Source organism: Streptomyces sp. NPDC002324, from assembly GCF_053593335.1.
In genome coordinates this window covers 240,087-248,980 of sequence record NZ_JBSFCF010000004.1, presented here as the reverse complement: position 1 = coordinate 248,980, position 8,894 = coordinate 240,087, and the positions used below count along the sequence as shown (strand labels likewise).

The 8,894-nt window shown below is 66.4% G+C and carries 18 protein-coding genes; all 18 read left to right on the top strand.

What is annotated here, in order from left to right; genetic code table 11:
• Positions 1-32: 32 nt before the first annotated feature.
• The 18 genes from ACWCRJ_RS08685 (at position 33) to rplF (ending at position 8,893) form a co-directional block, all read left to right on the top strand.
• Positions 33-344 (top strand): hypothetical protein, encoded by a 312-nt coding sequence (locus tag ACWCRJ_RS08685; RefSeq protein WP_450938588.1) that lies wholly within the window; start codon positions 33-35, stop codon positions 342-344.
• A 409-nt stretch (positions 345-753) separates the two neighbouring features.
• Entirely contained in the window at positions 754-1,062 is a 309-nt protein-coding gene (rpsJ, locus tag ACWCRJ_RS08680; protein WP_003948644.1) for a 30S ribosomal protein S10, read from the top strand.
• A 17-nt stretch (positions 1,063-1,079) separates the two neighbouring features.
• Positions 1,080-1,724: a 50S ribosomal protein L3 gene (gene rplC / locus ACWCRJ_RS08675; protein WP_005481233.1), complete on the top strand. Its 645-nt coding sequence runs from the start codon at positions 1,080-1,082 to the stop codon at positions 1,722-1,724.
• Positions 1,725-1,731: 7 nt separating this feature from the next.
• Complete coding sequence (rplD, locus tag ACWCRJ_RS08670) at positions 1,732-2,391, top strand: 50S ribosomal protein L4 (RefSeq protein ID WP_046916499.1); 660 nt, start codon at positions 1,732-1,734, stop codon at positions 2,389-2,391.
• The gene (gene rplW, locus ACWCRJ_RS08665) at positions 2,391-2,810 is read left to right on the top strand and encodes a 50S ribosomal protein L23 (protein WP_005481228.1); all 420 of its coding nucleotides are present in this window, start codon (positions 2,391-2,393) and stop codon (positions 2,808-2,810) included. Before rplD ends, rplW begins: the two co-directional genes overlap by 1 nt.
• A 38-nt stretch (positions 2,811-2,848) precedes the next feature.
• Positions 2,849-3,685: a 50S ribosomal protein L2 gene (rplB, locus tag ACWCRJ_RS08660; RefSeq protein WP_005481225.1), complete on the top strand. Its 837-nt coding sequence runs from the start codon at positions 2,849-2,851 to the stop codon at positions 3,683-3,685.
• Between the two features lie 12 nt (positions 3,686-3,697).
• Positions 3,698-3,979, top strand: coding sequence for a 30S ribosomal protein S19 (gene rpsS / locus ACWCRJ_RS08655; protein ID WP_005481224.1), 282 nt, complete (start codon positions 3,698-3,700; stop codon positions 3,977-3,979).
• Between the two features lie 42 nt (positions 3,980-4,021).
• A complete protein-coding gene (gene rplV, locus ACWCRJ_RS08650; RefSeq protein WP_004571827.1) occupies positions 4,022-4,369 on the top strand; it encodes a 50S ribosomal protein L22 in 348 nt (115 codons plus the stop codon).
• Positions 4,369-5,202 (top strand): 30S ribosomal protein S3, encoded by an 834-nt coding sequence (gene rpsC / locus ACWCRJ_RS08645; RefSeq protein WP_005481221.1) that lies wholly within the window; start codon positions 4,369-4,371, stop codon positions 5,200-5,202. Before rplV ends, rpsC begins: the two co-directional genes overlap by 1 nt.
• A 5-nt stretch (positions 5,203-5,207) precedes the next feature.
• Entirely contained in the window at positions 5,208-5,627 is a 420-nt protein-coding gene (gene rplP / locus ACWCRJ_RS08640) for a 50S ribosomal protein L16 (RefSeq protein ID WP_004927269.1), read from the top strand.
• Positions 5,627-5,851, top strand: coding sequence for a 50S ribosomal protein L29 (gene rpmC, locus ACWCRJ_RS08635; protein WP_005481220.1), 225 nt, complete (start codon positions 5,627-5,629; stop codon positions 5,849-5,851). Before rplP ends, rpmC begins: the two co-directional genes overlap by 1 nt.
• Entirely contained in the window at positions 5,851-6,138 is a 288-nt protein-coding gene (rpsQ, locus tag ACWCRJ_RS08630) for a 30S ribosomal protein S17 (protein ID WP_013001413.1), read from the top strand. The genes rpmC and rpsQ overlap by 1 nt, the downstream gene beginning before the upstream one ends.
• A 134-nt stretch (positions 6,139-6,272) precedes the next feature.
• Positions 6,273-6,641, top strand: coding sequence for a 50S ribosomal protein L14 (gene rplN, locus ACWCRJ_RS08625; RefSeq protein ID WP_003992364.1), 369 nt, complete (start codon positions 6,273-6,275; stop codon positions 6,639-6,641).
• A gap of 2 nt (positions 6,642-6,643) precedes the next feature.
• On the top strand, positions 6,644-6,967 hold the full coding sequence (gene rplX / locus ACWCRJ_RS08620; protein ID WP_383880198.1) for a 50S ribosomal protein L24: 324 nt from the start codon (positions 6,644-6,646) through the stop codon (positions 6,965-6,967).
• Entirely contained in the window at positions 6,967-7,524 is a 558-nt protein-coding gene (gene rplE, locus ACWCRJ_RS08615) for a 50S ribosomal protein L5 (protein ID WP_005481216.1), read from the top strand. The genes rplX and rplE overlap by 1 nt, the downstream gene beginning before the upstream one ends.
• 5 nt (positions 7,525-7,529) lie before the next feature.
• Positions 7,530-7,715, top strand: a complete 186-nt coding sequence (locus ACWCRJ_RS08610) for a type Z 30S ribosomal protein S14 (RefSeq protein WP_003948630.1) — start codon at positions 7,530-7,532, stop codon at positions 7,713-7,715.
• Between the two features lie 214 nt (positions 7,716-7,929).
• Positions 7,930-8,328, top strand: coding sequence for a 30S ribosomal protein S8 (gene rpsH, locus ACWCRJ_RS08605; protein WP_013001411.1), 399 nt, complete (start codon positions 7,930-7,932; stop codon positions 8,326-8,328).
• A gap of 25 nt (positions 8,329-8,353) precedes the next feature.
• Positions 8,354-8,893, top strand: coding sequence for a 50S ribosomal protein L6 (gene rplF / locus ACWCRJ_RS08600; RefSeq protein ID WP_450938587.1), 540 nt, complete (start codon positions 8,354-8,356; stop codon positions 8,891-8,893).
• Position 8,894 lies beyond the last annotated feature (1 nt).

Here is an 8,894-nt window from a genome sequence, read left to right as displayed (position 1 = left end):
GCCCCCGCGAGGTCGCGCCAGATCATGGACGCATGAGTCTGTCAGCGAGCCGCCTCGTCGGCGCGGCCCTTGTTCTCGCCGGAATCACCGTCACCCTCTGGCTGGCCCTCGGCGTACCTCAGGAGTGGACCGGAGGGATGAGGTGGGTGGGGGTGGCGCTGCGGCTGACATCGCTGGCGGCCATCGCCGTCGGAGCCTGCTTCGTGTATCCCGACCGCGCGACGAAGACCGCGGACGACGCCCCGAACGGCGCGGATGCCGACGTCCCGCAGGGCGCCGGTGCCGAGGCCCCGAACGGCGCCGATGCCGATGCCCCGCACCGCACCGGCGGCTCCCGGGTTTGACCTGCGTCACTCTCGGGGTAATCTCTCCGGCTCGATTGGCGGAGCCGGTGGGCCGTATGGCAGACTAGCGGGGTTGCTCGGTCGAGTGTTGATGCTGCGCGCCTCCCGCCGGGAGGACCGGAAGCGAGTCCCACAGTACTCGTCGCCCCAACTGCCTTACGGCAGCGCTGGAGCGGACGTACGGGAATCTTTCGGGAAGTGTCAGTGCGGCGCCGGCCAGGCACCCGGTGGGCTTCTGCCCCCGGCCCACGGCTGTAGGAAGGGCCGTGCTTCCCGGACAGGGGATGCTCGAACAAGGGGCCTCCGTGTCGAAGGAAGCGCGACACACCCGACCGCGTGGGTCGGAGGAGCGGGTGACGGAACACCGGGTTCCAGAGCGTTAAACGAGACAAAGGACTACTGAGTAGCCATGGCGGGACAGAAGATCCGCATCCGGCTCAAGGCCTACGACCACGAGGTCATCGACTCCTCGGCGAAGAAGATCGTCGAGACGGTGACGCGCACTGGTGCGTCGGTCGCGGGCCCGGTGCCGCTGCCCACTGAGAAGAACGTGTACTGCGTCATCAAGTCGCCGCACAAGTACAAGGACTCGCGCGAGCACTTCGAGATGCGCACGCACAAGCGCCTGATCGACATCCTCGACCCGACGCCCAAGACCGTTGACTCTCTGATGCGACTCGACCTCCCGGCCGGTGTCGACATCGAGATCAAGCTCTAGGGGTCGGTGATCTGAGAATGGCTAAGCAGATCAAGGGAATCCTGGGCGAGAAGCTCGGCATGACGCAGGTGTGGGACGAGAACAACCGTGTTGTTCCGGTCACCGTCGTCAAGGCCGGCCCCAACGTCGTGACCCAGGTCCGTACGAACGATGTCGACGGCTACGAGTCGGTCCAGATCGCCTTCGGCGAGATCGACCCGCGCAAGGTGAACAAGCCCCTCAAGGGCCACTTCGCCAAGGCCGACGTCACCCCCCGCCGTCACCTCGTCGAGATCCGCACCGCGGACGCCTCCGAGTACACGCTGGGCCAGGAGATCTCCGCCGAGGTCTTCGAGGCCGGCGTCAAGGTGGACGTGACCGGCAAGAGCAAGGGCAAGGGCTTCGCCGGTGTCATGAAGCGTCACAACTTCAAGGGCCTCGGCGCCGGTCACGGCACCCAGCGCAAGCACCGCTCTCCCGGCTCCATCGGTGGCTGCGCCACCCCGGGCCGTGTGTTCAAGGGCCTCCGCATGGCGGGCCGCATGGGCAACGAGCGGGTCACCACCCAGAACCTGACCGTCCACGCCGTTGACGCGGAGAAGGGTCTGCTGCTCATCAAGGGCGCTGTCCCCGGTCCGAACGGCGGCCTCGTCCTGGTCCGCACCGCGGCCAAGGGGGCCTGAGGTACCGATGAGCACTGTTGACATCCTTTCGCCTGCCGGCGAGAAGACCGGAAGCGTCGAGCTCCCCGCGGAGATCTTCGGCGTGGAGAAGATCAGCATCCCGCTGATCCACCAGGTCGTCGTCGCGCAGAACGCGGCTGCCCGCCAGGGCACCCACAAGACCAAGCGTCGCGGTGAAGTCCGTGGTGGCGGCAAGAAGCCGTACCGCCAGAAGGGCACCGGCCGCGCCCGTCAGGGCTCGACCCGTGCGCCGCAGTTCGCCGGTGGTGGCGTCGTCCACGGCCCGCAGCCGCGTGACTACTCGCAGCGGACCCCGAAGAAGATGAAGGCCGCGGCCCTGCGCCACGCCCTCACCGACCGGGCCCGCCACAACCGCATCCACGTCGTCTCCGGCGTGATCGAGGGCGAGAACCCCTCCACGAAGGCCGCCAAGTCGCTGTTCGGCAAGATCTCGGAGCGCAAGAACCTGCTCCTGGTCGTCGAGCGTGCCGACGAGGCCGCGTGGCTCTCCGCCCGCAACCTGCCCCAGGTGCACATCCTGGAGCCGGGCCAGCTGAACACGTACGACGTGATCGTCTCGGACGACGTGGTCTTCACCCAGGCCGCTCTGGAGTCCTTCGTGTCCGGCCCGAACACGGCCAACGACACCGAAGGGAGTGACGCCTGATGGCTACGCGTCACCCGAGCATCGCCTCGAAGGCGGCCAAGGCCGCCAAGGCCGCGCGCGTCGCCAAGGCGAAGCGCCACGAGGCCGAGGGCAAGAACACCGTCATCACCGCGCCCAGCAAGGCGTTCACGGACCCCCGTGACGTGCTGCTGAAGCCGGTCGTGTCGGAGAAGAGCTACGCGCTGCTCGACGAGGGCAAGTACACCTTCATCGTCGCGCCCGGCGCCAACAAGACCCAGATCAAGCAGGCCGTCCAGGCGGTCTTCTCGGTCAAGGTCACCGGGGTCAACACGATCAACCGCCAGGGCAAGCGCAAGCGGACCCGCACGGGCTTCGGCAAGCGTGCCGACAGCAAGCGCGCGATCGTGACCCTTGCCGAGGGCGACCGTATCGACATCTTCGGCGGTCCGACCGCGTAAGCGGGTCGGATCGTCCGATATCGGACGAGGACTGAGAAATGGGAATCCGCAAGTACAAGCCGACTACGCCGGGCCGTCGTGGTTCCAGCGTCGCCGACTTCGTCGAGATCACGCGGTCCACGCCGGAGAAGTCGCTGGTCCGCCCGCTGCACAGCAAGGGCGGCCGTAACAACGCCGGTCGTGTGACCGTTCGTCACCAGGGTGGCGGACACAAGCGCGCCTTCCGTGTCATCGACTTCCGTCGTCACGACAAGGACGGCGTGCCGGCGAAGGTCGCGCACATCGAGTACGACCCCAACCGCACCGCGCGCATCGCGCTGCTGCACTACGCGGACGGCGAGAAGCGCTACATCCTCGCCCCGCGCAACCTGCAGCAGGGCGACCGGGTGGAGAACGGTCCCGGGGCCGACATCAAGCCGGGCAACAACCTGGCGCTCCGCAACATCCCGGTCGGTACCACGATCCACGCGATCGAGCTCCGTCCCGGTGGCGGCGCCAAGTTCGCCCGCTCCGCCGGTACCTCCGTGCAGCTGCTCGCGAAGGAGGGCGCCTACGCCCACCTCCGCATGCCGTCCGGTGAGATCCGCCTGGTCGACGTGCGCTGCCGCGCCACCGTCGGCGAGGTCGGCAACGCCGAGCAGAGCAACATCAACTGGGGCAAGGCCGGCCGCAAGCGCTGGCTGGGCGTCCGCCCGACCGTCCGCGGTGTGGCGATGAACCCGGTTGACCACCCCCACGGTGGTGGTGAGGGCAAGACCTCCGGTGGTCGCCACCCGGTCAGCCCCTGGGGTCAGAAGGAGGGTCGTACTCGCTCGCCGAAGAAGGCTTCGAGCAAGTACATCGTCCGCCGCCGCAAGACGAACAAGAAGCGCTAGGAGCGGGTTTAGATGCCGCGCAGTCTCAAGAAGGGGCCCTTCGTCGACGACCACCTGATCAAGAAGGTGGACGTACAGAACGAAGCAGGCACCAAGAACGTCATCAAGACCTGGTCCCGTCGCTCGATGATCATCCCGGCCATGCTCGGCCACACGATCGCGGTGCACAACGGCAAGACCCACATTCCGGTGTTCGTCACCGAGTCGATGGTCGGCCACAAGCTCGGCGAGTTCTCGCCGACGCGCACCTTCCGGGGTCACGTCAAGGACGACCGGAAGTCGAAGCGCCGCTAACGCGGGGTGGAATCGACCATGACAGACACTGGAAGGACAACCATGGAAGCCAGGGCCCAGGCGCGGTACATCCGCGTCACGCCCATGAAGGCCCGCCGCGTGGTGGACCTCATCCGTGGCATGGACGCCACGGAGGCTCAGGCGGTCCTGCGTTTCGCCCCGCAGGCCGCGAGCGTGCCGGTCGGCAAGGTGCTGGACAGCGCCATTGCCAACGCCGCACACAACTACGACCACACGGACGCCTCTTCGCTGGTCATCAGCGAGGCGTACGTGGACGAGGGCCCGACCCTGAAGCGGTTCCGTCCGCGTGCCCAGGGCCGTGCCTACCGGATCCGCAAGCGGACCAGCCACATCACCGTGGTCGTCAGCAGCAAGGAAGGAACCCGGTAATGGGCCAGAAGGTAAACCCGCATGGGTTCCGGCTCGGTGTCACGACCGACTTCAAGTCGCGTTGGTACGCCGACAAGCTGTACAAGGACTACGTCAAGGAAGACGTCGCCATCCGTCGGATGATGACGTCCGGCATGGAGCGCGCCGGTATCTCGAAGGTGGAGATCGAGCGCACCCGTGACCGCGTCCGCGTGGACATCCACACCGCGCGTCCGGGCATCGTCATCGGCCGCCGTGGCGCCGAGGCCGACCGCATCCGCGGTGACCTCGAGAAGCTCACGGGCAAGCAGGTCCAGCTGAACATCCTCGAGGTCAAGAGCCCCGAGACCGATGCCCAGCTGGTCGCTCAGGCCGTCGCCGAGCAGCTCTCCTCCCGCGTCTCCTTCCGTCGCGCCATGCGTAAGAGCATGCAGGGCACGATGAAGGCCGGCGCCAAGGGCATCAAGATCCAGTGCGGTGGCCGCCTCGGTGGCGCCGAGATGTCCCGCTCGGAGTTCTACCGCGAGGGCCGTGTGCCCCTGCACACGCTCCGCGCGAACGTGGACTACGGCTTCTTCGAGGCCAAGACGACCTTCGGCCGCATCGGCGTGAAGGTCTGGATCTACAAGGGCGACGTCAAGAACATCGCCGAGGTCCGCGCCGAGAACGCCGCCGCCCGCGCCGGCAACCGTCCGGCCCGTGGCGGCGCTGACCGCCCGGCCGGCCGTGGTGGCCGCGGTGGCGAGCGTGGCGGTCGCGGTCGTAAGCCGCAGCAGGCTGCAGGCGCCGAGGCCCCCAAGGCCGAGGCTCCCGCCGCCGCCGCTCCGGCTGAGAGCACCGGAACGGAGGCCTGAGGGACATGCTGATCCCCCGTAGGGTCAAGCACCGCAAGCAGCACCACCCGAAGCGCCGTGGCCAGGCCAAGGGTGGTACGACGGTCGCGTTCGGCGAGTACGGCATTCAGGCCCTCACGCCGGCGTACGTGACCAACCGCCAGATCGAGGCGGCCCGTATCGCCATGACCCGCCACATCAAGCGTGGCGGCAAGGTCTGGATCAACATCTACCCGGACCGCCCGCTCACGAAGAAGCCTGCCGAGACCCGCATGGGTTCCGGTAAGGGTTCGCCGGAGTGGTGGATCGCGAACGTGCACCCGGGCCGGGTCATGTTCGAGCTGTCCTACCCCAACGAGAAGATCGCCCGTGAGGCCCTGACTCGCGCAGCCCACAAGCTGCCGATGAAGTGCCGGATCGTCAAGCGCGAGGCAGGTGAAGCGTGATGTCGGCCGGTACCAAGGCGTCCGAGCTGCGCGAACTGGGTGACGAGGAGCTTCTCAACAAGCTCCGCGAAGCCAAGGAAGAGCTGTTCAACCTCCGCTTCCAGGCGGCGACCGGTCAGCTCGAGAACCACGGTCGGCTCAAGGCCGTCCGGAAGGACATCGCGCGGATCTACACCCTGATGCGTGAGCGCGAGCTGGGCATCGAGACGGTGGAGAGCGCCTGATGAGCGAGAGCAACGTGACTGAGACGAACACCGAGGCTCGCGGATTCCGCAAGACCCGTGAGGGCATCGTCGTCAGCGACAAGATGGACAAGACCGTCGTCGTCGCCGTCGAGGACCGCAAGAAGCACGCCCTCTACGGCAAGGTCATCCGCAGCACGAGCAAGCTCAAGGCTCACGACGAGCAGAACGCCGCCGGCGTCGGCGACCGTGTCCTCCTCATGGAGACCCGGCCGCTGTCCGCCACGAAGCACTGGCGTGTCGTCGAGATCCTCGAGAAGGCCAAGTAGGTAATTCGCGCAAGCGAATTCCAGAAGATCCGCCTGCGGGGTACATCCGCAGGTCAGTTCCGCCAGGCTCGGCAGGGGCTCCCTCGTGAAGAGGTGGCCCCTGCCGGGAACCGGCAGACAATCAGGAGATAGACGTGATCCAGCAGGAGTCGCGACTGCGTGTCGCCGACAACACTGGTGCGAAGGAAATCCTTTGCATCCGTGTGCTCGGTGGCTCCGGTCGCCGCTACGCGGGCATCGGTGACGTCATCGTCGCCACCGTCAAGGACGCGATCCCCGGCGGCAACGTGAAGAAGGGTGACGTCATCAAGGCGGTCATCGTTCGCACCGTCAAGGAGCGCCGCCGTCCGGACGGCTCGTACATCCGCTTCGACGAGAACGCCGCCGTCATTCTCAAGAACGACGGCGACCCTCGTGGCACCCGTATCTTCGGCCCGGTCGGCCGGGAGCTGCGCGAGAAGAAGTTCATGAAGATCATCTCGCTCGCGCCGGAGGTGCTGTAAGCATGAAGATCAAGAAGGGCGACCTGGTCCAGGTCATCACCGGTAAGGACAAGGGCAAGCAGGGCAAGGTCATCGCGGCCTTCCCCCGCGAGGACCGCGTCCTGGTCGAGGGTGTCAACCGGGTCAAGAAGCACACCAAGGCCGGCCCGACCGCCAAGGGTTCGCAGGCCGGTGGCATCGTCACCGTCGAGGCGCCGGTCCACGTCTCCAACGTCCAGCTGGTCGTGGAGAAGGACGGCAAGAAGGTCGTCACGCGTGTCGGCTACCGCTTCGACGACGAGGGCAACAAGGTTCGCGTTGCCAAGCGGACGGGTGAGGACATCTGATGGCTACCACCACGACTCCGCGTCTCAAGACGAAGTACCGCGAGGAGATCGCGGGCAAGCTGCAGGAAGAGTTCTCCTACGAGAACGTCATGCAGACCCCGGGCCTCGTCAAGATCGTGGTCAACATGGGTGTGGGCGACGCCGCCCGCGACTCCAAGCTGATCGAGGGCGCCATCCGCGACCTCACCACGATCACCGGGCAGAAGCCGGCCGTCACCAAGGCCCGCAAGTCCATCGCGCAGTTCAAGCTGCGTGAGGGCCAGCCGATCGGTGCCCACGTCACGCTCCGTGGCGACCGCATGTGGGAGTTCCTGGACCGCACCCTGTCGCTCGCGCTCCCGCGCATCCGCGACTTCCGTGGTCTGTCCCCCAAGCAGTTCGACGGCCGTGGCAACTACACCTTCGGTCTCACCGAGCAGGTCATGTTCCACGAGATCGACCAGGACAAGATCGACCGTACCCGGGGTATGGACATCACCGTGGTGACCACGGCGACCAACGACGCTGAGGGCCGCGCCCTCCTTCGTCACCTCGGCTTCCCCTTCAAGGAGGCGTGAGCGAGATGGCGAAGAAGGCTCTGATCGCGAAGGCTGCTCGCAAGCCCAAGTTCGGCGTGCGTGGCTACACGCGCTGCCAGCGCTGCGGCCGTCCCCACTCCGTGTACCGCAAGTTCGGCCTGTGCCGCGTGTGCCTTCGTGAGATGGCTCACCGTGGCGAGCTGCCGGGCGTGACCAAGAGCTCCTGGTAATCCCGCCTTTTAGGGATTCCCGAAGCTCTCGGTAAGCACTGGGCGTGTCAGGCGCCCACCCATCCATGGCTTAGGCTTGGAGGGTTGGGCGCCTGACGGTAGCCCGTACGACTTACTACGCCGTAGGTCCCCGCACCGCACCCGTCCCGCCACCGAGTGGGGAGAGGGATGGCGCATACAGGAAACCCCGGCGAGAGAGGCCGAAGGCCAATTCATGACCATGACTGATCCGATCGCAGACATGCTTACGCGTCTGCGGAACGCGAACTCGGCATACCACGACTCCGTGACGATGCCGGCATCGAAGATCAAGTCCCACATCGCGGAGATCCTCCAGCAGGAGGGCTTCATCACGGGCTGGAAGGTCGAGGACGCCGAGGTCGGCAAGAACCTCGTCCTCGAGCTGAAGTTCGGCCCGAACCGTGAGCGCTCCATCGCGGGCATCAAGCGGATCTCCAAGCCCGGTCTCCGGGTTTACGCGAAGTCCACCTCCCTGCCCAAGGTGCTGGGTGGCCTCGGCGTGGCGATCATCTCCACGTCCCACGGGCTCCTCACCGACAAGCAGGCCGGCAAGAAGGGCGTAGGCGGAGAAGTCCTCGCCTACGTCTGGTAGCGGAAAGGAATCGGAGGAAAAAGCTATGTCGCGTATTGGCAAGCTCCCCATCACGGTTCCCGCCGGCGTGGACGTCACCATCGACGGCCAGACGGTCTCGGTCAAGGGCCCCAAGGGCACGCTGACCCACACCGTCGTTACGCCGATCGAGATCGCCAAGGGTGAGGACGGCGTCCTGAACGTCACCCGCCCCAACGACGAGCGTCAGAGCAAGGCCCTGCACGGCCTGTCCCGCACGCTGGTGGCGAACATGATCACCGGCGTGACCCAGGGTTACGTGAAGAAGCTCGAAATCAGCGGTGTCGGTTACCGCGTGCAGGCCAAGGGCTCGAACCTCGAGTTCGCGCTCGGCTACAGCCACCCGATCACCGTCGAGGCGCCCGAGGGCATCACCTTCAAGGTGGAGAACCCCACCCGGTTCTCGGTCGAGGGCATCGACAAGCAGAAGGTCGGCGAGGTTGCGGCCAACATCCGCAAGCTGCGCAAGCCCGACCCGTACAAGGCCAAGGGCGTCAAGTACGAGGGCGAAGTCATCCGCCGCAAGGTCGGAAAGGCGGGTAAGTAAG